Raw genomic sequence first — 22,975 nt, 5'->3', positions numbered from 1 at the left:
CGCCCCTCAATGACCGACAGCGCCATCTCCTCTCGACGCAGCGGCGTGAGACGGGCATTCTTGTGGATGTTCATTCGGACCCTCCCGTGAGTGCTGCAGCTTGGTAACTCCAGTCTCCTCGGTCCGGTCCGAATGGACAACCCTCTGAAAGCTCACAGCTAGACGGGCACCGGCGGGCTGAACGACTGGACGTCACCGGCGACGACAAGGCTCTGCAAGGAGCCTGGTGCGGCGCCGCCAATCAAGCCGAGCACCGAGCGGGCAAGCTCGGAGCCGGCCAGCCGGAAATTCTCGTTGACGACCAGCAATTCCCTGCGGAACAGGTGCAGCAGGTCCGACGACTGCTTCGATACGACATCGACATCGCGGCCGAGCTTGAGACCGGCATCCTCGATGCCGGCGACGATGGCCAGCGTCGCCGCGGCGGCGCTGCTGACGAAGCCGTCCGGCCTGACATCCCGGCACATCACCTGAGCCGTCCTCATCCTGATTTGCTCGATCGTATGGTCGATCGAAACGGTGTTGAACGGGATTTCGCTGGCGCCCACCTCGCTCAGCGCATCGGCAAAGCCGTTCAGCGTATGGCTGTAGTAGGTCAGCCCGGGCGGCGGCGACAGAAGCGCCAGCCTGCGCCGGCCCATGCTCGCCAACCGGCGCACGGCTTCCATCGCGAACGCATGGTTGTCGAAGTCATGGTAGGGGTGCACGAGACCCATATCGGTACGGCCATGCGTGGCAAAAGGCATGCCGTGCTCAAGCATGTAGCGGGCGCGCGGATCGTTGGGCTGGGTGCGCGAGATGATGACGCCGTCGGCCGAGCCGGTCTCGACCAGATAGCGGATCGGCTCCATCGGATCCTGCGAGCGGGAATAGGGCGTGACGATTAGGTGATAGGGCGTTTCGGCGAGCACTTCCGAAACGCCATAGATGATGTCCGAGACGAAGCTCATGATCTCGCGATCGGTGTTCAGCACCAGGCTGATGACATTGGTCCTGCCGGTGCGCAGGCGTACGCCGGCTCGGTTCGGCCGGTAGCCGATCTGCTTGGCGACGAGCTGGACACGGCGCCTGGTTTCTGCGCCGATTTCCGGGGCATCCTTCAAGGCACGCGACACAGTGGTGACGCCGAGCCCGGTCATGAAGGCAAGCGTCTTCAGCGTCGGCCGGCCTTGCGCCGACGCTTCCTCATTCTTGTCCGTACGCCGTCTGTCCATTCGTCCCGCCCGTCAGGCGCATAGCAGCCGCAGCCCGGGCCGGCAATCGCCGCCATTGCGATACGATATGCGCTCCAACCCCGGTGAAGCCTCAATATACTGAAACGTTACAGATTGCCAATGTCGAGATGCCGGCTGCTCGTGATGAGGGGCCGGCTCTTTGCAAAACTCATTGGGATTCCAGAGGAAATTGCCCTCGCCATCACTTTTTGCCGGCTTTCGTGCGCCATTTCGATGTTTTGCAGTGCAGCGACCGATATTGCGCTGCACATGGAGCGGCCGCCCATGCGAATTTGTTCGTGGCTCGAAAAAATGTTGGGCCCTCGTTATCTATGGGGTTGCGCAGTTCGCGCAATTCCCGTATCGAAAATCTGTAACGTTTCAGATTCTGGGAGGAACCGAAATGCGCTATAAACTTTTGACCGCTGCGCTGGCAGCGACAGCCGCACTGCAGTTCGCCGGTCCGGCCGCCGCAACCGACCTGGAGGTCACCCATTGGTGGACTTCAGGCGGTGAGGCCGCGGCTGTCGCCGAGTTCGCCAAGGCTTTCGACGCCACCGGCAATCACTGGGTCGACGGCGCCATCGCCGGCTCCGGCGGCACGGCGCGGCCGATCATGATCAGCCGTATAACCGGTGGCGATCCGATGGGGGCCACCCAGTTCAATCATGGCCGGCAGGCTGAAGAACTGGTTCAGGCCGGCCTGATGCGCGACCTCACCGATGTAGCAACCAAGGGCAAGTGGACGGAAGTCGTGCGGCCGAAGAGCCTGCTCGACAGCTGCACCATCGACGGCAAGATTTATTGCGTGCCGGTCAATATCCATTCCTGGCAGTGGCTGTGGCTGTCGAATGAGGCCTTCGAGAAGGCCGGCGTGCCATTGCCGAAGGACTGGAATGAATTCGTTGCGGCAGCGCCCGCGCTGGAGAAGGCGGGCATCATCCCGCTCGCCGTCGGCGGACAGGCCTGGCAATCCTCCGGCGCCTTCGACGTGCTTCTGGCAGCGGTCGGCGGCACGGACACCTTCCTCAAGGTCTACAAGGATAAGGACGCGACATTTGCCGCCGGGCCCGAAGTCGCCAAGGTCTTCAAGGCCGCGGACGACGCCCGCAAGATGGCGAAGAACACCAATGTGCAGGACTGGAACCAGGCGACCAACCTCGTCATCACCGGCAAGGCCGGCGGTCAGATCATGGGCGACTGGGCACAAGGTGAGTTCCAGGTTGCCGGCAAGACCGCAGGCAAGGACTATACGTGCCTGCCAGGCCTGGGGCTGAACGAAGTCATCGCCACAGGCGGCGACGCCTTCTACTTCCCGCTGCTGAAGGATGCCGACAAATCCAAGGCGCAGGAGGTGCTGGCCGAAACTCTGCTCGATCCCAAGACGCAGGTTGCCTTCAATCTCAAGAAGGGCTCGCTGCCGGTGCGCGGCGACGTCGATCTCAATGCAGCGAACGACTGCATGAAGAAAGGCCTCGCCATCCTCGCCAAGGGCGCCGTCATACCATGGACGGACCAGCTGCTTTCACAGGACACCCAGAAGCAGAAGGAAGATCTCTTCGCCGAATTCTTCGCCAAGCCGGAACTGACCGTTGAAGAGGCGCAGAAGCGGTTCGCCGACCTCATCGCTTCGGCGGACTGACGTTGGAGGCTACTCACCTCGCTCCCGACCCTGGCAGGGTCGGGAGCGCACCGCCCTTACCCAGCCGGCTTGACGAGATGAGCAAGAGCGAACGCCCCAACCCGCTGTTCCGCAACCTCAATGCGAAGGTCGCCTCGATCCCGATGATCCTCACCGCAGGGGTGGTTTTCGTCGGCGGCACGCTTTGGACGGTGCTCTATTCCTTCACCAATTCGAAGCTCTTGCCGCGGCTGAATTTCGTCGGGCTCGACCAGTATTACCGGTTGTGGGCGACGCCGCGCTGGCTGATCTCGATCGAGAATCTGTTGATCTACGGCGCGATTTCGTTGGTGTTCTCACTGGTCGTCGGCTTCCTCCTTGCCGCGCTGCTCGACCAGAAGATCCGCTTCGAGGACACATTCCGGACCATCTTCCTCTATCCCTTTGCGCTCTCGTTCATCGTCACCGGCCTTGTCTGGCAGTGGCTGCTCAACCCGGACTTCGGCATCCAGCATGTGGTGCGGGGACTGGGCTGGGAGAGCTTCAGCTTCGACCCGCTCTACAATTCCAGTATCGTCATCTACGGCATATCGATCGCGGCACTGTGGCAAGGCACCGGGCTCATCATGTGCCTGATGCTGGCCGGCCTGCGTGGCATCGACGAGGACATCTGGAAGGCCGCGCGGGTGGATGGGATACCAATGTGGAAGACCTATCTGTTCATCGTCATCCCAATGATGCGGCCGGTCTTCATCACCACGCTCGTCATCATCGCTTCCGGCATCGTCAAGGTCTATGACCTCGTCGTGGCCCAGACCAGCGGCGGCCCGGGCATCGCCTCCGAGGTGCCGGCCAAGTACGTGTATGACTACATGTTCTTCGCCCAGAACCTCGGCCAGGGTTTTGCCGCCTCGACCATGATGCTGCTCTCGGTGGTGATCGTCATCGTGCCATGGGCCTATCTCGAATTCGGGCGGCGCAAATGAGCATGGCAAACACCACCGCTCAAACAAGCGTTGCCACCGGCACGCGCCAGGACATCATCGGCCCCTACGGCCCGAAGCCGCGCCGCATGATTTCGCGCCGCAACATCTTCCTCTACGGCACATTGTTTGTCATGGCGGCCTACTATCTGTTGCCGCTCTATGTGATGGTCGTCACTTCGCTCAAGGGGATGCCGGAGATCCGGCTCGGCAACATCTTTTCGCCGCCGCTCGAGATCACCTTCGAGCCGTGGGTCAAGGCGTGGTCGACGGCCTGCACTGGCCTCAATTGCGACGGGCTTTCGCGCGGCTTCTGGAATTCGGTGCGCATCACCGTGCCGTCGGTGCTGCTGTCGATCGCCATCGCCTCGGTGAACGGTTACGCGCTGGCCAACTGGCGCTTCAAGGGCGCCGACACGTTTTTCGTCATCCTGATCGTCGGCGCCTTCATTCCCTACCAGGTGATGATTTATCCGATCGTCATCATCCTGCGCGAGATCGGCCTTTACGGCAGTCTCAGCGGGCTGGTGATCGTCCATTCCATTTTCGGCATGCCGATCCTGACGCTGCTTTTCCGCAATTATTTTGCCTCGATGCCGGAAGAGCTGTTCAGGGCGGCGCGGGTCGACGGCGCGGGCTTCTGGGGCATCTTCCTGCGCATCATGCTGCCGATGTCGCTGCCGATCTTCGTCGTCGCCATCATCCTGCAGGTGACCGGGATCTGGAACGACTTCCTGTTCGGCGTCGTCTACACCCGCCCCGATACCTATCCGATGACGGTGCAGCTCAACAACATCGTCAACTCGGTACAAGGCGTGAAGGAGTACAATGTCAACATGGCCGCCACTATCCTCACCGGGCTTGTGCCGCTGATCGTCTACTTCATTTCCGGCAAGCTTTTCGTGCGCGGCATCGCCGCCGGCGCGGTGAAGGGGTGACGGCGATGACGGCAGCCAACGGCATCAGCGTTTCGATCCAGGACCTGTCACTGAATTTCGGTGTGGTGACTGTCTTGGAGACCCTCAATCTCGATGTCGCCGAGGGCGAGTTCATCGTGCTGCTCGGCCCGTCCGGCTGCGGCAAGTCAACTTTGCTCAACTGCATTGCCGGCCTGCTCGATATCTCCGAAGGCCGCATCTTCATCAAGGGCAAGAACGTCACCTGGGAAGAGCCCAAGGACCGAGGCATCGGCATGGTGTTCCAGTCCTATGCGCTGTATCCGCAAATGACGGTGGAGAAGAACCTGTCCTTCGGCCTGCGTGTCGCCGGCACGCCAAAAGACGAGATCGCCAAGCGCATCGCGCGGGCGGCCGAGATCCTGCAGATCGAGCCGCTGCTGCAACGCAAACCGGCGGCGCTCTCCGGCGGCCAGCGCCAGCGCGTGGCGATCGGACGGGCGCTGGTGCGCGATGTCGACGTGTTCCTGTTCGACGAGCCGCTGTCCAATCTCGATGCCAAGCTGCGCGCCGAGCTGCGCGTCGAGATCAAGCTGCTGCATCGCAAGCTGCAGAACACCATGATCTACGTCACCCACGACCAGATCGAGGCGATGACGCTGGCCGATCGAATCGCGGTGATGAAGGGCGGCGTCATCCAGCAGCTCGATGCGCCGCAGACTATCTACAACAGGCCGGTCAACCGATTCGTCGCCGGCTTCCTCGGCTCGCCGGCGATGAACTTCATCGACGGCCGGCTCGAAAACGCAGACGGCGGTTGGCGGTTCGTGGCCGACTCTCTCGAGATTCCGCTCGGCACTTATGACTTTGCCGGTCCTCCAACGGCCGGCCCAGCCGTATTCGGTATCAGGCCCGAGCATGTCAGCCTGAACAGCGGCACGGGCTGGCCGTTCTCGACCGCCGCCAATGTCGAGGTGGTCGAACCGATGGGCTCCGACACGCTGGTCTGGCTGAAGCTTGCCCAGCAGAATTTCAGCGTCCGGGTGACCTCGGAACGCACGCCCAACAACGATGAGGCGGTGACGGTCGGCTTCGATCCGATGCGCGCTTCGCTTTTCGACACCGCAACCGGCACCCGCATCTAGCTCGCGAGAACCATTCTTCCAGCGACAATCCCAAGCAAAACGGACAGAGACGATGAACTGGTCATTCCAACTCTATAGCGCCCGCAATTTCCTGCCCTGGGAAGGTGTGCTCGCCACGCTCGGCAAGCTCGGCTACACGCAAGTCGAGGGCTTCGGAGGCGTCTATGATGATCCCAAGGCCTTTCGCGCTGAACTCGACAAGAACGGCCTCGCCATGCCGACCGGGCATTTCTCGATCGATGCGCTCGAAAACGATTTTGATGGCGTGCGCACGATTGCCGACGCGCTTGGCATCAAACTGCTGATCTGCCCTTTTCTGATGCCCGATCAGCGGCCATCCGACGCGGCCGGCTGGCGCGGTTTTGGCGAGCGGCTGGCCAAGGTCGGCGACGCCGCGAAAAAGGCCGGCTACGGCTTTGCCTGGCACAACCATGATTTCGAGTTCAAGAAACTCGCCGACGGATCGGTGCCGCAGGATCTCATCCTCACGGCGGCGCCCGACATCAGCTGGGAGATGGACGTCGCTTGGGTCGTGCGCGGCGGCGATGATCCGCTGCCCTGGATCGAGAAGCATGGCAAGCGCATCAGCGCCGTCCATGTCAAGGACATGGCCAAGCCGGGCGAGGGGCTGGATGAGGATGGCTGGTCGGATGTCGGCCATGGCATCATCGACTGGGCCGGCCTGATCAAGGTGCTGCGCGCCAAGACTGCCGCCCAATATTACGTCATGGAACAGGACAACCCCAACGACATCGAGCGCTTCGCCCGCCGCTCCATCGCAGCCGTCAAGACCTACTAGGAGCAATCAGCATGGCAAAGAAACTTGGCATCGGCGTCATCGGCTGCGGCAACATCTCGAAGGCGTATTTTTCACTGGCGCCGCTGTTTCGCGGTATCGAGATGCGGGCCTGCGCCGACATCAACATGGAGGCTGCCAAGGCGCGGGCAAAGGAGTTCAAGCTGCGCGCCGAGACCGTCGACGGGTTGCTCAAGGCCGACGACATCGACATTATCGTCAACCTGACCATTCCGGCGGTGCACTACGAGGTGTCGAAGCAGATCCTCGACGCCGGCAAGCACGTCTATTCGGAAAAGCCTTTCGTGCTGTCGGTCAAGGAAGGGCTCGACCTGAAGAAACGCGCCGAGGCGAAAGGCCTGCGCATCGGCTCGGCTCCCGACACGTTCCTGGGCGGTGCGCATCAGCTGGTCCGCGACCTGATCGATACCGGCAAGCTAGGCAAGATCACCAGCGGCACCTGCCACGTCATGGGCCACGGCATGGAGCACTGGCACCCCAATCCCGACTTTTTCTTCCAGCCAGGCGCAGGTCCGGTGCTCGACATCGGACCCTACTACATCACCAATCTGATCCAGCTGATCGGACCGGTAAAACAGGTCGCTGCCTTTGCGACGACGCCGGCCAAGGAACGCACGATCAGTTCAAAGCCGCGCGCTGGCGAAAAAATTCCGGTCAACACGCCGACAACCATCCACGGTCTGCTGGAGTTCGAGAACGGTGCCGTGGTGACGCTCAACACCAGCTGGGACGTCTGGACCCATGGCCACGCGCCGATGGAGCTCTATGGCGAGGCGGGTACGGTGTTCGTGCCTGATCCGAATTTCTTCGGTGGCCACGTGCGGTTCACAGACTCGGCCAAGCCGGTCAAGAAGCTGCCGAAATGGCCGCATCCGTTCGGTGTTCCCAATGAGATGCATTCGCAAGGGATGATGGCCAATTACCGCACATCAGGCCTCGCCGACATGGCGGTGGCGATCGCGGAAGGCCGGCCGCACCGCTGCTCGATGGAACTGGCACTGCATGCCGTCGACGTCATGACCGGCCTGTTGCGCTCCGGCGAAACCGGCAAGTTCGTCGCCATGCAGACGACCTGCGAGCGGCCGGCCGCGCTTGGCGTCAAGCAAGCCAAGGAGCTTTTGGCGAAGAAGAAGTAAGCAGCACACCTCAACCCTCTCCCCGTTCCGACGGAGAGAGGGTAAGGGTGAGGGGCGAAGCCTACTCGCCGCGTCGTCGCGATGGCAGTGGGGCTAGCTTGCTTCCATTGAGGATTCCCCATGCCCTACACACCCGCCGAAAACCGCTATGAAAAAATGATCTACAATCGCTGCGGCCGCTCCGGCCTGAAACTGCCGGCGATCTCGCTGGGGTTGTGGCACAATTTCGGCAACGATACGCCGCACAAGACGAAGCAGGCGATCGCGCGCAAGGCCTTCGATCTCGGCATCACGCATTTCGACCTCGCCAACAATTACGGTCCGCCGCCCGGCTCGGCGGAGACCGCTTTCGGCGAGATACTGCGCACCGACTTCGCCGGCTACCGCGACGAGCTGATCATCTCGACCAAGGCCGGCTACGAGATGTGGGCCGGGCCTTACGGCGAATGGGGCGGGCGCAAATACATGCTTGCCAGCCTCGACCAGAGCCTGAAGCGGATGGGGCTCGACTATGTCGATATCTTCTATTCGCACCGTTTCGATCCCGACACGCCGCTGGAGGAAACCATGGGCGCGCTCGACCATGCCGTGCGCTCCGGCAAGGCGCTCTATGCCGGCATCTCTTCCTACAATTCGCAGCGCACGCGCGAGGCCGCCGATATCTTGAAGCAGCTTGGCACGCCATGCGTCATCCACCAGCCGAGTTATTCGATGCTGAACCGCTGGGTGGAGGACGATGGCCTGCTCGATACGCTCGAAGGGCTCGGCGTCGGCTCCATCGTGTTCTCGCCGCTGGCGCAAGGCATGCTGACCAACAAGTATCTCGGCGGTATCCCCGACGGCAGCCGCGCCTCCCAAGGCAAGTCGCTGAGGACTGCCTTCATCAACGACAAGACCATCGCCAACATCAAGGCGCTCGACGCCATCGCCGGCAAGCGCGGGCAGACGCTGGCGCAGATGGCGCTGGCCTGGGTGCTGCGCAGGGGCAAGGTGACATCGGCGCTGATCGGCGCCAGCCGGCCGGAGCAGGTCGAGGACTGCGTTGGCGCGCTCAAGGTGCTCGACTTCAGCGATGCCGAGCTCGCCGAGATCGATACCTATGCGCGCGAGTCCGACATCAATCTGTGGGCGGCCTCGGCCGAGCGCAAAGGTCCGCCGAGGAAATAAGCCTGCTCGATAAGCCGGCAAAACAAGAACGGCGGGAGTCCCGCCATTCTCTCGTGTGAAGGCAAGTGCCCTGGTTCAGGGCGTCTTCGGCTTCTGAGCCGTGCCCAGTCCCGCCTTGGGTTTTGCAGGCGCCGGAGCAGAAGTTTTCATCTTCGCCTCGATCCAGCCGGTGTAATTGGCCAACCGCGTGTAGATGCCATAGGCGTCCTTGTGGCCGCAGGCCGCACTGCCGTCCGCCGGGCCTTCGCCCCAACTGACGACGCCGACCTGGATCGGGCCGCCGGTGCCGGTCATGAACAGCGGGCCGCCGCTGTCGCCGTTGCAGGCATCGCGCACGCCGCTGGTGGTGCCGGCGCAGATCATATTGCCGGTCAGCGGGTCGGTCATATCGGCGGCGATCGCATTGGCGGCCGCGTCGATGCCTTTTTCCGAATAGCGCATACGGTGGGACAGATCGCCAAGTGCTGCCTTCAGATCATGCGCATAAATGGCCTTGATGCCGCTATTGCAGGCCTGGTTCGGCTGCAGGTCAAGGTCGGCGACCATCAGCGTGGTCGGGAAGGTGCCATCCTGCATCTTGCCCCATCCGGTGACTGTCGTCTTGCCGGTATCTGGTGTCGCGTCATGGGTGACCTTGATTGTCGGCGCATCGGCCGGTTCGGCAAGCCGGAGCAGGCCGAGGTCGTTATCGAGCGTCTGCTCGCTGTAGCCTTCGTTGACGATAACCTCCACGACCTTGTGGCGTTTACCCTCGCTGAGGTCAGTGGCGCCGGTCAGCACGGTGACGCTCTCCGGCGAAATCGGCTTGCCCTCATCGTTGAGACAATGTGCTGCCGTCAGCACCCATTGCGGCGCGATCAGGCTGCCGCCGCAAAACTGGGCATTGGCCTGCGAAGCCGGGTTCTCGTCCAGCCTGTCGGCGGTGAGCAGCGCGACCTGGAACGGATAGGCGCCCTTTTCGGCCTGGTTGCCACCATAGACGCGGTCGGCGCCGTCGGGGTTTTCCGCCGTGGCCTTCGCTCTTGCATCGGCCACCCGCTTCATCGGCGAAACCGCCGCTTCGGGCCTGGCGGCACCTTCGTCCGCCTGGGCAGTGTTGGCGGCCGCAAGGGCGGCAGCGATGCCGAGCAAAGACGCGGCGGCGATCGGCCTGAACCGATGGATGATGTGCACCTGAAATCCTCCTGAGACACGTTCCCGAACGAGCCAGCCCCGGCGCATGATCAACGAAACAGTCGCCGGCAAGCAGGCGTTGCTTCGCGGATCGCGTTCCTGTGCGGAACCCACTCAAAACCCTATAGCCCCCCACGGGCTACGTGGAAGCGATTTGTCATTCCAATGTTGTATAAATTTAGGCAATATATCTGCGCGGATGTCTTTGGCGGGGGCCTTTGACAGACCGTATGGGGTGATGATCAGGTTCAGGCGCCGGTAACCAAACTCATTTTTCGGCTTCACCACGATCTCGACAATATTTCTGTATTTTGATCCAGTCCTTGCTGACTTTTGGGAGAGTCTCACCATGACAAAACTGACAAACGAACTTGTTGCGTCCGCATTGCTTTCCACCGCAATGTGGGCGGTCCCGGTTTTCGCTGCCGATCCTGGCTCTGCCAGTGCCGGCAATGGCGAAAGCATGCGGGACGTGACTTCAGGCGACTACAAGCCCGGGCGGGCGAAACCAATCGCGCCGCCGAAGCTGACTGACGAAGACAGCCGCGCCGCGCCGCTTGCTGACGAGGCAACGGCTGTCAAATCTTATGGCATCGTCGGACGGTCCGCCGATGGCAAGGAGATCAAGATCGAGCCGAGCGAAGCGCTGAGGGACCTTATCATCAAGGAACTGAATGCTCCGGCCAATGGAACAGATGGAGCCCAGCGGAAGACAGAGGATCCGGATCTCGGTGAAGGCGAAGCCGGCCGTCAGGTTTTCGGCACCGATGATCGCGAGCAGGTCAAGAACACCAAGACCTATCCGTTCTCGGCAATAGGCTATCTCGAAGCCAAGTCGCCGAAAACGGGCAGCTTTGGCAGCTGTTCGGCAACGCTGATCGGCCCGCGCACGGTGCTCACCGCGGCGCACTGCCTCTATAGCCATGAGGACAAGGACTGGCTCTCCGAGTATCTGTTCGTGCCAGGCCTCAATGGCAGCACCGCCGATGACGCACCGTTCGGCGCCTTCACCTTTGAAAGCGCCTATGTTCTGCAAGGCTTTATCGACAACTACCAGGGCTATTATGGTTCGGTCCTTCTATGGGATCTCGGCATCGTCACGCTGAAGCAGGACGTCGGCACCAACCTTGGCTGGCTGGGCTACGCCAACTATGACGATCTCGGCGACTTCACCGCCAATCTCGTCGGCTATCCCGGCGACAAGCCGATGGGCACGATGTGGAAGGCGAACTGCGAAGTGCATGCCGAAAACATCGCCCCGGAATATTTCCAGTATGACTGCGATACGTTCCCAGGGTCGAGCGGCAGCTCGGTCTATGCTTACGACAACAACTCCAAGCAGCGCATCATCACCGGCGTCAACGTGGCGGAAAGCCCCGACGCGAACACCGCCGTGCGCCTGAACGCTGCCAACGTCCAGTGGATCAACAGCTTGTATAAATAGGCGCTGCTTATTCGCGGTGAAGATAAAGGCGGCGGGTCGATCCCGCCGCCTTTTTTCGTGGCGATGCTTCGAATGCGGCTTCTCTTGCACGAGGCCGGCTCGCCGACTACGCTTGATCAGCCAAGGGGTTGGCATCCATGGGGGCTCAAGGATGGCGCGGGCAAGGGCAGTGTCGGGGATCGCGGCGGCATCGATGCTGGCCGCGTTGATGCTTTTGCAGGCCTTCGCCGATCCGGCCGCCGCACCCACTGATGGGGCCTGGGCGGAACGGGTGCAGATCCTCTACCAGGCAGACACGCGCTCGGTGCTGCGCAGGACGGTCCGGGTTTGGGATTTCCATCCGGAGAAGGGCCTCGACTTCGTCTGGGAGCCAGCCGCAGGCCAGTCGCCTGACCGGACGATTGCCGAAGACGGCACCATCAACGGCAAGGGCAGGCTGGTCTGGCGGGTGCGCGGCTCGGCACGCTATGATCCCAAAACCATCTATTCCAGCTATTTCGGTGACATCGGGGAAGGCCGCCCCGACGGGCAAGGCCGGCTCGAGCTGCGTTCGGGCGAGGTTTTTGACGGGCATTGGCTTGCCGGAGAACTCAGCGGAAAGGGCATCCATGTCGACGCCGACGGCAACCGCTATGAGGGGCAGTTCGTCGCCGGCGTGCCGAATGGCGAGGGGCGGCTGCTGTCAAAGACCGGGGAGATTTTTGCCGGCTCATTTGTCGACGGGTTGAAGAACGGCAAGGGCCGCATGCGGCTGGCTGGGGGCACGGTCTACACATCGCAATGGGCGATGGGCAAGGAGGTTGGCGGCTCGCGCCCCGACGTGCTGGCCGATGCCAGGGTCGGTGGGCTCCTCAAGGTGCAGACCGGCGGCGGAGATGCCGACAAGGTCGAGATCGGCGTCGCGGTCGATCAGCGTATGACTCAGCAGTCCGACATGCAGTACCAGCATCTGGTGCGTGACGAAGACATCGCGATCTATCCGCAATCCGACCAGTACAATGACAGCTGGAGCGGCATCGGCCAGATCGCCACCGGCAATGTCTATCAAGGCATGGACTGGGAGGACGCGCCGGCCTTTGCGGAAGTCGATCTCAAGACGACCGACCAGTCCAAGGTCAAGCTCGACAGTCTGGAAATGAAGGTCGCCGCCAGCGATGCCTATCGCAAGCCGATGTTGTCGATATCGGAGCATTTCGGCTGCGTCGGATTCAGGCCGGATTTCTCGATCGTCAATAATGGCTGGGGTGACGCCAAGGACATGAAGATGTCGATCCAGTTCACTGCAGTCGACGACGAAGACAACCCGACCGGTGAACCCAGCCGCATGTTCACAAAGGACGTCGGCAGTTTCGGCGACGGCGTCGACGTATCGGTCAAGAGCGTGCTCGCTGAAGCCGGCGTCGATACGGCCAGCCTGGAGACGGGACGTTTTCCCTGTCCTTCGGTAGACAGTCTCAATGTCTGCCGCAGCCAGCTGACCAACAAGATCAAATTCGGCGAGGTCGCCGACTATCTCGGCAACATGCAACAGGCGATGACGCTGAACGCGATCGGCAAGTTCGACTATTCGTGGGCGGATGACGAAGGTCATGTCTACCAGCAGAGCGAGCCGTTCCGCACCTCCATCACCATGGCGGTCTTCGAGACGCCGGAATCGATGGCCGAATGTGGCGACGGTGGCGGTGGTACACCGGAAGCGATGCGCTACCAGAACATCGAGTTCCCGATCGGCAAGCATGACTACACCATCGCCATGCCGGTGCGCGGCAACAAGAAGATCAGCGCCTATACGGCGCGGCTGAAAATGTGGTCGTCGATGTCGTCGATCCACAGCTTCAGCATCGCGGCGCATTTTGCCGACGGCAGCATGCGCGAGAGCAAGCCGGTCACCTTCTTCTATTTCCGGCCGAAGCAGTCGCTGTTCGAGACCAGGACCGAGCCGGCGGCCTGTTATCTGCCGCGCGATATGGTCGGCTGCGGTTAGGGTGTGTCGATATTCAGGTGATGCCGGTCTGCAAACGGCAGCTTCCTACGCTTCCGGTGCTCGCGTACGAAAAGTACGCTCCGCTCCGGTTCTCGGAACCTGCCGTTTTCGACTCGGCCTGACCTGAATCTCAACACACCCTGGGAGCGTTTATTTCCTGCCCATCTCGAAATAGTTGGGAAGGGGAATGAGCCTGGTGAAGATCGTGCCCTGGGCGAAGACGCGCAGTTCCAGCATCGATCCGGACGAGCGTTCGGCGCGCTGGTCGAAAAGGAAATTGCCGAGCGAATAGACCTCCGCCACATCGCCGCCGCCCAGCGGGACAATCGCTTCGCTCGACACATGTGGGTGGCCGCCGATGATGACTGAAGCGCCGCGCAGGCGCATCTGGTCGGCAAGTATGTCTTCCCGCTTCGACGGTGCGGTCTTGTATTCGCGGCCCCAATGGACGAAGGCGACCACCGGCCGCTCGGCATCCTCGTGCAGCAGCCGGTCGAGCAGGGCAGGGGTGAGCAGGTCGGTGTTCTTCGAACCGTTGGTGTCGATGTCGGTCAGGCCGACAAGGTCGAGATCGGCAAGCGCCAGCGTCTCGCCTTGGCCGAAATGCGGGATGCCGGCTTCATCCAGCGCGCGTAGCGTCTCGGCATAGCCTGACGGTCCGAGATCGTAGGCGTGGTTGTTGGCGAGCCCGACGCCGGCGACATGCAGCCGCTTCAGCATGTCGACAGCCAGGTCTTGCGGCATCGCCAGCGTCATGTCGTCGATCGCTTCCGGCACGTTGGGCAGGATAACACCTTCGAGGTTGACGATCAGCGGCCGCGATCCGGTCAGGGCCAGAGCGCTGTCGACGATGCGGTCGGCAACGCCGTCGCGAACCAGGATCTTCTTCATGGCGCGGCCGAAATTCACGTCGCCGGCGAGATAATAGATCCTGTCCTTTGGCCGTGCCGGATTGTTGAAGCCGGGGCCGAAGGCGCCGAACAGCGCAACGACATAGCTGGTGGTCCGCTCGACATAGTCCGACGTGTGTTCCTGCGAGTTTTCGTTGGCGACGACCAGCGGCAGGGCGCCGAACAGCTCGCGCTGCAGCCTTGTCTGGATGTAGAGCGCGCCGACGGAATCGGCATGATCGGGCTGGCGAAGTGCAGCTATGCCGTCGAGCGACCCGGCGGCCAGCATGTTCAGGGACTGCTGGTCGAAGCGTCTGGAGTCATGCTGCGGCAGATAGTGCGAGAAGTCGGTGGATTCGACGATCAGCGTGTCCTTGTCGACAATCGGCTTTAAAGCCTCGGCCAGCCTGTCCCAGTCGCCGCGACGCGCCTTCACCGACATTGCCACGGGCACGATTTTCGCCTCGGGGAAATAGTGGTGCAGGAAAGGCAGCATGGCACGCACGCCATGCTCTTTGTCGAACAGGCACGACTCCTCGACCATGTCGCCGTTCGTCTCGAGACGACGTACGGCATTGGTGTCGGCCGCGACCGGGCCAAGCACGGTGTCGAAGCCGCGCAGCGTGGTGGCGTAGAGCTTGTGCGTCTTGTGAAAATGGTCCGGCGACAGGATGATGATCCGTTTGTAGCGGAAACCCGACGCCGCCCGGAAGCCGAGCGCCACCAGATCGGCAGCAAGCAGATGGTGTGGCACCGTGATGCCGGTCAGCCGCTGGTTGGAAGGCTGGATATCGGCGACGCTGGCGATAGCATCCTTGAACAGCGTGACCTCGTCGTAGAAGGGCGGAAAGTTATCGGTGCCCGGCGGGCAGACGACAGGTGCGGCGAAGCCGGGGAGGGGCAGGAGAGTGATGGCGAAGATCAGCAGGATGCTGGCCGGCGCGCAGGCACCCCCCTCTGTCCTGCCGGACATCTCCCCCGCAAGGGGGGAGATTGGCAGCTTCCGCCTCGCGAGTTTTCTTGCAGCGCTGCAGATCAGCGTAAGCAGTCCCGACAGCCGACCTCCCCCCTTGCGGGGGAGAGGGGTGCCCTGGCGTAGGCCTCGCCTCCTCATGGCGCGGCGAGCACAATGTTCTCCACGCCGCCGACATAGTAGAACGGCTTCTGTTTCGACGACGTCAGCCGCACCACTTCGCGCGAAATATAGTCGGCAAGGCCGAACAGTGTCACGCCGCCGTCCGACGTCCTGGCCTTTCCGCGCAGGCCTTCGAGGATCGAATAGGTGAAGACGCCGTGGCCGAGTTCCGGCAGTTCGGCTGCGGTGTTGTTGGCGGCGGTGGCGGAAAACACCACGATGCGCGCGTCCTGCGCGTCTTTTTCCAGGCGCGGATTGAAGGCGTTGGCGGCATGGCAGGTGTCGAGCAGCATGAAGCGCATGCCCTTGGCCCGCTCGACCGATTTCTGGATATCCGACCAGTCGACAAGCGAAGAGCGCTTCCAGCGCTCGGCATCCTGTTTGCGGCCGTCGGTTGGGATGAAATAATAGTCTTCGTCGATGTTGATGCCGTGGCCGGCGACGAAGATGATGGTGGTGTCGTGCTCGCCGGGCCTGTCGAGGAAGTCGGCGAGCTGATCGTCGATCGTGTCCGAGTCGGGTTCCATGATGCGTTCGGCACTGGCGACGGCGTAGGTTTGCTTGGCCTTGTCGGGGCTCTCGTCGAGCGCCTCGCGGTTGACCAGAACCAGCGTCTCCATCGACGAGAACAGCGGCGCCGATTTTTGCGAAACTACCTTGAGGAATTCCGTGGCATCATCGACGGGGTAGCGCAGGTCGCAGGCGCGGCCCGAACAGGCGTCGGTCAGGAACGGATATTTGTCGACGCCGATGACTGCCACATAGAGCTTGCCCTTGGCCTCGGTTCTCTCGGTCTTCCTCGCCAGTGCAGTCACGCTGCGTTCGGTCAGATAGCCATATTCGTTGGTGCCGGTGACGCGGATGGTGTTCTCGCCGTTCTCGACCGGTATCTCGATAATGGTGCTGCTGCCATCCGCCGAGCGGGCCGTGACATCGCCCACATTGAGGCTGTTCGACAGGATCGAGAAGCCGGCGACATCGGTTCCAGCTTCCTTGGCGCCTGATATCTCGACGGCGACGTAGCCGTCGCGGACCTTGCTCTGGTCTTCCGCCAGACGGATGCCGAACTCCGGCGGCTTGCGCTGCAAAAGCTTCTGCAACTCGTTGTCGACGCCGGGCCGCATTTCCTCGACCGCCTGTTTTGCGCTGCGCAGGATAATTGCCCGGCGCACCATCTCCGGACTCCAGAGATATTTCTTCAACTGGCCGGCGCGGATGAAGCGGCCTTCATGGTCGCGCCCCTGGTTGACCTGCCAGCCGATCAGCTTGTCGCCCTCGTCGGAGGAATAATAGTAGCCCTGCGGCATCCAGACGATCCATTGCGAGCCGGCAAAGAACATCGACACGATCAGCTCGTGCGTCTTCAGGTTCCATAGTTTCAGCGTCTGGTCGGCGCCGCCGGTGACCAGCAGGCCGGCCTTCTCAGAGGCAACCATGGCGTTGATCTCGCCGGTGTGGCCGGTGAATTCGCCCGACACTTTCGCGGTCGCGGTCCGGTATTCGAGCAGCGTGCCGTCATTGCCGCCGGTGATCACGCCAAGACCCTTGTCGATCAGTATGTAGGCCGAATGAACAAAACCGTTGGTGGCGTCGTTCTCGATGCTGCGTACCAGCTTGCCGCCATTGGCGATTTCCAGAACTGCGTTTTCCAGCGCGTCATTGCCGCCTGCCTTGGCGTGCAGCGACCACTGGCCGTCGGTAAGGGCGGCGCGCGCAAACGAGCCTGGCTCCGTCAGCGGCTGCGGCTCCTCGAAGAAGCGTTCGGAGGTCGGCAGTGCCAGTTTGTTGTCCAGCGCGCCCATTTGTTCGGGGCAGGCTACGCGATCGGAGCAAGGGTTGGCATTGCCCCAGGCGATGGCGTCGTTGGTCGCGTCGATGCCGACGGCCGTCACCGGTTCCCCCACGCCCTGCAGCAGAGCCTTGCGCTCACCGGTCGCGGGATCCCAGACCTGGATGGCGTTGCGGGTGCCGCCGGCGGTTGCTATCAGCGAGCCATCAGCCTTGGCGCCGCTGGCATAGACCGTGCCGTCATGGCCGGTATAGTCGAGCGTCTTTTCGCCGGTGTCGGTGTTCCAGACGATGGAGCGGTGCCTGTCGGCGCAGCGATAGCCGCAGGAGGCGATGAGCCGCGCATCCTTGGCGAAAGTCAGCGAACCGATGAAGAAATCCTGCGTCGGCATGGCGCGTGCCAGCGTGCCATCTGTCGCGCGCCAGAGCTGGACCTTCCCGTCCTTGCTGCCGGTGGCAAACAAGGCCCCGTCGGGCGAAACCGCCAGTGCCATCACGCTGATGTCCCGCAGCGGATCGGCTTCGTCGGGCAATGCGATCTCCTCGCCCTTCGCGACGTCCCACAGCCGGATACCGTTGTCAGTGGTCGTCGCTGCCAGACGGGTTCCACCGGCGGCGAAGGCGAGCTTGTCGATGTGCCAGGAATCGGCGTCGAGCTTCTTGTCCAGCGTCCAGCCGGTCACGGATTTGTCGTCAGACCGCCAGAGATAGACGACGCCGTCGGCGCCTCCGGCAGCCAGCGTTTCCCCATCAGGAGAGAAGGCCAGATCGTAGGTCGCGTAGTCGGCGGCCTTGAGCACTCCCTTCATCTTGCCGGTGGCGAAGTCGAACAGCCTGATGTCGCCATAGGGCGGCTTGTCGCCAAGACTGGCGCCGAAATAGCCGCCGGCGGCGATCGTCTTGCCGTCGGGCGAGACCGCGATCGTGAAGATCTTGCCGTCGCTGCCATTGCCGAGATAGCCGCGGATGGTGCGCAGCATCACCCCATTCTGCCAGTCCCAGATGCGGATGGTCTTGTCATTGGATGCCGACACGATGTCTTCGCCATCGGGTGTGAAGGTGAGATCGGTGACCTGCGCACTATGGCCGCCAGTATCGAGGTCGAGGTGGAAATCCGGTGCGTCCTCGGCATGGGCAACCGAAGTCCCGATCAATGCTCCGCCGAGAGCCAGCCAGCGGCAGGCGCGCATCAGGCGGAGACCGGTTTTTCCCATCGCTATTTGGCTTCGGCCGCAGGCTGTGCATTGCGCACATAAGTCTCGATTGCCGTGGCGAAAGTGGGTGAACCCGCCTTGCGCTGCTTGTCGATGTAGCCGGCAAAATAGCTCCAGAACGAGGCGGCATAGTCGCGGAAATAGGCGTCGGTCACTTTGCGCGAACACAGATCGCCATCGACACAGAACGACAGGCGGTTGAGGAAATAGACGATGCGGTCGAAATTCTCGTTGAAATCGGCGACCGGCATGTCGCCACCACCGGCGGTCATCGCCTCGATGCCGATCCGTTGCCGGAACACCTGCTCCTCGGTCGGCGAGGGGTTGGCGCTGAGCAGATTGTCATATTTGGCGTTGAGGGCCGTCAGACGATCCTTCAGGGCACGCTGCGCCTGCTGGTAGTCCTTGTTTTCCCAGAGTTCGACCAGCGACATGGTCTGCTCGACGCGCTTCTGCTCCTGGTTGGCCAGGAACTGGTAGACCGAAAACATCAAGGTGAAGATGATGGCGAGACGCACTGCCATGCCCGACCAGGCATAGACCAGCATGCGCCAGTCGCGGTCGGTGAAGGGGTTGCTCTCCTTCTTGATCTCATGGCTGCTCGGCCACGGAAAGCCTTCGGTGGTTTCCGGCAAAGCCTGCTTCGCCGTCGGTGCTTTCGCGGGCGCTGCTGTTTGCCTGGTGCTGCCTGCCGGTTTTTTCATTGGCAGGTATCCAGTTCAATGATGGCGGAGGGATCCAGCACGATGCCTGGCGCCTCCAGCTTCTTTTTCAGGCATTCCAGCTGCGGGCGCGAAATCATGAACTGCACGTCGGGCTCCGTCGCTCCCTTGTTCGGTGACGGCAAGGCTTCGACGACACCGCGCGAGGCGCAGTTGCTGAGATCAACGATAACGGCGTTGCTGCTGCTTTTGGCGATCTGGTCATACTGATCGAGAAAACACGTCGCCAGCTCCGAGTTGGTGACGATCTGCTTGACGCATAGCCCGCAGGCCTCGTCCGCCGAAGCGCTGGCGATCAGCAACAGGCCGCCAGCAAGGCCGGCCACCGTTCCACGCCAGGAAAACACAGAGTTCTTCACAATCGATCCTATCCGTTTCATCCGGCCGTCATGCGCCAAAGCTGCGGCCGGGAATGTTCTCATATCGCGCCGATCGTGCAAGAGCTGGCCTTCGCTCCGGCATCCGCTCAGGCGCGTGGCACCGTCTCCATCGGGAAGATCATCACCGCGCCCTTCGGCCCGCTCTTGTCGGCAAGCCGCATCACCGAGCGGGTTGCCGGCGCCATGCCGAGATCGGTCAGCATGTCGGAGAAGCTGGCGGCGGAACCCACTCCTCGTGTCGCCGAGGCGACGCCGTCCTGCGCCAGGAAACTCAGGTCCTCCTTCTCGCTCTCCGGCGGCGCCTCGGTCAAAACCGCGATCATCCGTTCCATGCCGAAGCTGGTGTCGGTGAAGGCCAGCAGTCCCTCTTCGAGCGTGGCCTGAGGGGCGAGGCGCTCGGCAACGATATGGGTGATCGAATAGTCGCTGCCGACATAGAGCACGTTGATGTCGACCAGAAGGTCCGAGCTGTTCTTGGCCAGCACATGCACCTCGTCGCCCGGTGAAACGCGCGGCACCACGGAAGCCTGCAAGGGTTCGAGGCCGTCCTTGTCGCGGCGTTTAACCTGGAACTGGACGTCGAGGTCCTCGGGCTTGTAGTCGGAGGCCGCCGCCAGCCGCGAAAGCCCGGTGGCGCGGAAGATGGTGCGCAGGTTCCTGGTCGTTGCGTCGACCAGCTTCTGGCGGTCATCCATGTGGATAATGATCAGCGGCGGCTTGCTGCCGTCCTTCAGGGTCACGTCGCCCGAGGCCGGCAGGAACCACAGCGCTGGCTTGTCGGTCGCATCCTCGGCGGCGCCGGTAATGGCATTCTCGCGCATCACCGCGAAGCGGAGTTCGGCGCTTTTGCCGGGTTCGACCAGCTCGATGTTGAAACCGGTCTCCTTGGCTGTCGCCAGTTCGTCGAGAACCGAATTGACCAGAGCGGTTTCCTTCTCAAGTCCCTTTGCCACGGCCGGCCGCGCGACGATAAGCTTGTAGTCGACGGCAATCTCCGCCACCCGCGCATAGGCGTTGGCCGGAATGTCGGCGACTTTAAGCGCCGGCTTTTTGTCGAATTCGACGGGCTTGACGCGACTTTCCAGGTTCTTGGCCGACCGCACTTCCAAAAAGCCGACTGCATCGGAAAGCGGCGATAGTGCCGAAGGCAGGATGGCGAGCTTGCTGCCGGGAGTGAGGCGGTGCAGCAGGCCGGCTCCGATCGTCGCTTCGCCGTCCTTGATGACGACGGGCCACTGCTTGACCGCGTCTGTCTTGTCGGTGCCGAACACACGGGCATCCAGTTCGCCCTCGAACAGCGGCGTCGGCCGGGTGCGGCTGTCGGCCGAATATTGCTGCAGCACGGCCTGGCCGAGCTGGCGGTAGGTGACATTGGGATTCTCGGCCAGTTTCGACAGGATAGTGAAGGTGAACAGGCCGAACCGCGGCGCATCCGTCGCGCCCTTGGGCAGCGGCATTTCCGGCGTCGTCTCTACCGTCTGTGCGGCATAGAAGGCGACCAGCTTGCCCTTGGCGATCGGTTCGCCGCCGGTCGGGGTCAGGCTGAAGGCCGGCTTGCGCGCGCCGTTGTCATCGACGCCGCGCGAGCCGGCGGCCGATGTCACCTCATCATAGGCCTTGATCGCAGCAGCCCGCTCGGCCTCGCTGCCGCCGACCAGGTCAGCAAACTCGACCTTGCGCTCCAGCTCGTCGTCGACCTCGACGGCGCGTGTCGCTGTGCCGGAATGGCAGCAGTCGAACACGACCCAGACGAAGGCGCCCTTGTCGCGGATGGCGTCGAGTGCTGCGCCGATTTCGTTGTCGATCAGCGCGTTCGGCACGCCGGCGTCGCGGTGGATCCATTTGTCGATGTCGACGGGCAGGAAGATCTCGTCGAGCCCGTCGGTCTCGTCGCCCTTGACTATCTGCGGCTGCTGGGCGCCGTGACCGGACAGGTGCAGATAGACGAAATCGTCACGCTGCACCTTGGCGGCAAGGTCGGCCAGTGCGGTCTTGATCGCCGCATGGGTCGGCAAGCCACTGGCGCCGGGGACATCCTTGGCGAGCAGCGTGATGTTCTCCGGCGCGAACCGTACCGGATCGGGCACATTCTTCAGGAGATATTCGTGGACGAGGCCGGCATCGTTCTTCGGCCCGATCAGCCAGTTCCTCTGCGGCAGGTTGGGATATTCGGTACAGGCGACCAGCAACGCATGGTAGGTGCGCGATGCGGCCATGGTCCGGAACGACACCATGCCGGCCATCGTCAGCGCGGACGTGCCGACCAGCAGCGTCCGCCGCGTCAATTTGATCATGATTGCTTCCCCAAGCCCGATCGAATTTCCAAGCGCGGCAATTCTTGCCGGAGATTTTGTCAGTATTTTGAATGTTGCATCGGAGAGCAACCTGCCTGCTACCCACTCCGGATCGACAATAGCCGGTTCTCGACAGCCTTCCGGGCAGGGATGTTGGAAACAGTAGCAAAAATGCCTGTTCGTCGCTATCTGGGTGGGACAGGGATTGTTTGCGCACGGAAATGAAGCGCGAGCGACGCAAGACGAGTTGGATCAGGACCATGGCGGCAAGGGATGTGCTGACGAAGAACCAGCTGTGCGTGCTCGAGAAGCTTGAGGCCGCCAGCGGGCCGCTCAGCGCCTATACTTTGCTAGATCAATTGCGCGAACGCGGTTTCCGCGCGCCGCTGCAGGTCTATCGGGCGCTCGACACGCTGGTGAAGTCCGGCTTCGTGCATCGGCTCGAAAGCATCAACTCCTTCGTCGCCTGCGCCGAGCCGCACGACCACAGCCATTCGATGACCGCCTTCGCCATCTGCGACACATGCGGGCAAGTGACCGAAATGTCCGACCACGATGTCGGCCACCGGTTGGACGAATGGGTGCGCTCCACTGGTTTCGCCGCCAAGAAAGCCGTGATCGAATTTCGCGGGACGTGCGCCAAGTGCCTGGCGGAAGCCGCTTAGGATCAGGCCAGCCAACCTGATGTTGGAGGGACAGCACCCCATAGGCGCTAACTTTACGCTATGCCGGCGATCCATGCTGCTGCGGATTGGCTTTTGCGCCGTCTGGGCGGATCGCAGACGTGGCGAATGATTTCGGTGAAGCGCGTGACGATTTCTCCCTGCCGCATTACCCTCAGCATGGCGTTGAGGATCGCAGGACGCAGGAGGCTATGCAGCCTCCATAGGGACAGCGATTGCGCCCTGCGTGGTTTCGCCTTCACAGGGGGGAGAGTCGAGAACGTCTGTGACGGCCTCGTCGATTATCAGC

General features: G+C 62.2%; 17 protein-coding genes. 10 read left to right on the top strand and 7 right to left on the bottom strand.

Annotated features, from left to right (window positions below):
• Window positions 1-158 precede the first annotated feature (158 nt).
• On the bottom strand, window positions 159-1,214 hold the full coding sequence (locus NKI73_RS31785; RefSeq protein ID WP_352635805.1) for a LacI family transcriptional regulator: 1,056 nt from the start codon (window positions 1,212-1,214) through the stop codon (window positions 159-161).
• A 403-nt stretch (window positions 1,215-1,617) separates the two neighbouring features.
• On the opposite strand from NKI73_RS31785, the gene NKI73_RS31780 reads away from it, so the two are divergent.
• The 7 genes from NKI73_RS31780 to mgrA all read left to right on the top strand — a co-directional run bounded on the left by NKI73_RS31780 (window position 1,618) and on the right by mgrA (window position 8,979).
• Window positions 1,618-2,856, top strand: coding sequence for an ABC transporter substrate-binding protein (locus NKI73_RS31780; RefSeq protein ID WP_352635803.1), 1,239 nt, complete (start codon window positions 1,618-1,620; stop codon window positions 2,854-2,856).
• Between the two features lie 77 nt (window positions 2,857-2,933).
• Complete coding sequence (locus tag NKI73_RS31775) at window positions 2,934-3,821, top strand: carbohydrate ABC transporter permease (protein WP_352635801.1); 888 nt, start codon at window positions 2,934-2,936, stop codon at window positions 3,819-3,821.
• Between the two features lie 2 nt (window positions 3,822-3,823).
• Window positions 3,824-4,756: a carbohydrate ABC transporter permease gene (locus NKI73_RS31770; RefSeq protein ID WP_352635807.1), complete on the top strand. Its 933-nt coding sequence runs from the start codon at window positions 3,824-3,826 to the stop codon at window positions 4,754-4,756.
• Between the two features lie 5 nt (window positions 4,757-4,761).
• The gene (locus tag NKI73_RS31765) at window positions 4,762-5,859 is read left to right on the top strand and encodes an ABC transporter ATP-binding protein (RefSeq protein ID WP_352635799.1); all 1,098 of its coding nucleotides are present in this window, start codon (window positions 4,762-4,764) and stop codon (window positions 5,857-5,859) included.
• Window positions 5,860-5,911: 52 nt separating this feature from the next.
• The gene (locus tag NKI73_RS31760; RefSeq protein ID WP_352635797.1) at window positions 5,912-6,658 is read left to right on the top strand and encodes a sugar phosphate isomerase/epimerase family protein; all 747 of its coding nucleotides are present in this window, start codon (window positions 5,912-5,914) and stop codon (window positions 6,656-6,658) included.
• 11 nt (window positions 6,659-6,669) lie between these two features.
• Window positions 6,670-7,812, top strand: coding sequence for a Gfo/Idh/MocA family protein (locus tag NKI73_RS31755; RefSeq protein WP_352635795.1), 1,143 nt, complete (start codon window positions 6,670-6,672; stop codon window positions 7,810-7,812).
• A 120-nt stretch (window positions 7,813-7,932) separates the two neighbouring features.
• A complete protein-coding gene (mgrA, locus tag NKI73_RS31750) occupies window positions 7,933-8,979 on the top strand; it encodes an L-glyceraldehyde 3-phosphate reductase (RefSeq protein WP_352635794.1) in 1,047 nt (348 codons plus the stop codon).
• Window positions 8,980-9,054: 75 nt separating this feature from the next.
• Here the strand turns inward: mgrA and NKI73_RS31745 are convergent, their stop codons facing one another.
• Entirely contained in the window at window positions 9,055-10,152 is a 1,098-nt protein-coding gene (locus NKI73_RS31745) for a S1 family serine peptidase (protein WP_352635793.1), read from the bottom strand.
• A gap of 349 nt (window positions 10,153-10,501) precedes the next feature.
• On the opposite strand from NKI73_RS31745, the gene NKI73_RS31740 reads away from it, so the two are divergent.
• Both NKI73_RS31740 and NKI73_RS31735 read left to right on the top strand, forming a co-directional pair.
• On the top strand, window positions 10,502-11,596 hold the full coding sequence (locus tag NKI73_RS31740) for a trypsin-like serine peptidase (protein ID WP_352635791.1): 1,095 nt from the start codon (window positions 10,502-10,504) through the stop codon (window positions 11,594-11,596).
• Between the two features lie 151 nt (window positions 11,597-11,747).
• Window positions 11,748-13,580 (top strand): MORN repeat-containing protein, encoded by a 1,833-nt coding sequence (locus NKI73_RS31735; protein ID WP_352635789.1) that lies wholly within the window; start codon window positions 11,748-11,750, stop codon window positions 13,578-13,580.
• 150 nt (window positions 13,581-13,730) lie between these two features.
• Here NKI73_RS31735 and amrB read toward each other — a convergent pair whose 3' ends face one another.
• The 5 genes from amrB to NKI73_RS31710 all read right to left on the bottom strand — a co-directional run bounded on the left by amrB (window position 13,731) and on the right by NKI73_RS31710 (window position 22,003).
• On the bottom strand, window positions 13,731-15,443 hold the full coding sequence (gene amrB, locus NKI73_RS31730) for an AmmeMemoRadiSam system protein B (protein ID WP_352635787.1): 1,713 nt from the start codon (window positions 15,441-15,443) through the stop codon (window positions 13,731-13,733).
• A gap of 137 nt (window positions 15,444-15,580) precedes the next feature.
• Entirely contained in the window at window positions 15,581-18,607 is a 3,027-nt protein-coding gene (locus NKI73_RS31725; protein WP_352635785.1) for a hypothetical protein, read from the bottom strand.
• Between the two features lie 2 nt (window positions 18,608-18,609).
• Entirely contained in the window at window positions 18,610-19,311 is a 702-nt protein-coding gene (locus NKI73_RS31720; protein WP_352635783.1) for a DUF4760 domain-containing protein, read from the bottom strand.
• Window positions 19,308-19,727: a hypothetical protein gene (locus NKI73_RS31715; protein WP_352635781.1), complete on the bottom strand. Its 420-nt coding sequence runs from the start codon at window positions 19,725-19,727 to the stop codon at window positions 19,308-19,310. Before NKI73_RS31715 ends, NKI73_RS31720 begins: the two co-directional genes overlap by 4 nt.
• A gap of 68 nt (window positions 19,728-19,795) precedes the next feature.
• A complete protein-coding gene (locus tag NKI73_RS31710; RefSeq protein WP_352635779.1) occupies window positions 19,796-22,003 on the bottom strand; it encodes a caspase family protein in 2,208 nt (735 codons plus the stop codon).
• Window positions 22,004-22,263: 260 nt separating this feature from the next.
• Between NKI73_RS31710 and NKI73_RS31705 the strand changes: the two genes are divergently transcribed.
• Window positions 22,264-22,668, top strand: coding sequence for a transcriptional repressor (locus NKI73_RS31705; protein WP_352635777.1), 405 nt, complete (start codon window positions 22,264-22,266; stop codon window positions 22,666-22,668).
• The last annotated feature ends 307 nt before the right edge of the window (window positions 22,669-22,975 follow it).

It is taken from the genome of Mesorhizobium sp. M0496, assembly GCF_040321205.1.
GTDB lineage: Bacteria > Pseudomonadota > Alphaproteobacteria > Rhizobiales > Rhizobiaceae > Mesorhizobium.
The sequence above is the reverse complement of the archived record's forward strand: the minus strand, read 5'-3'. Positions and strand labels throughout refer to the sequence as shown.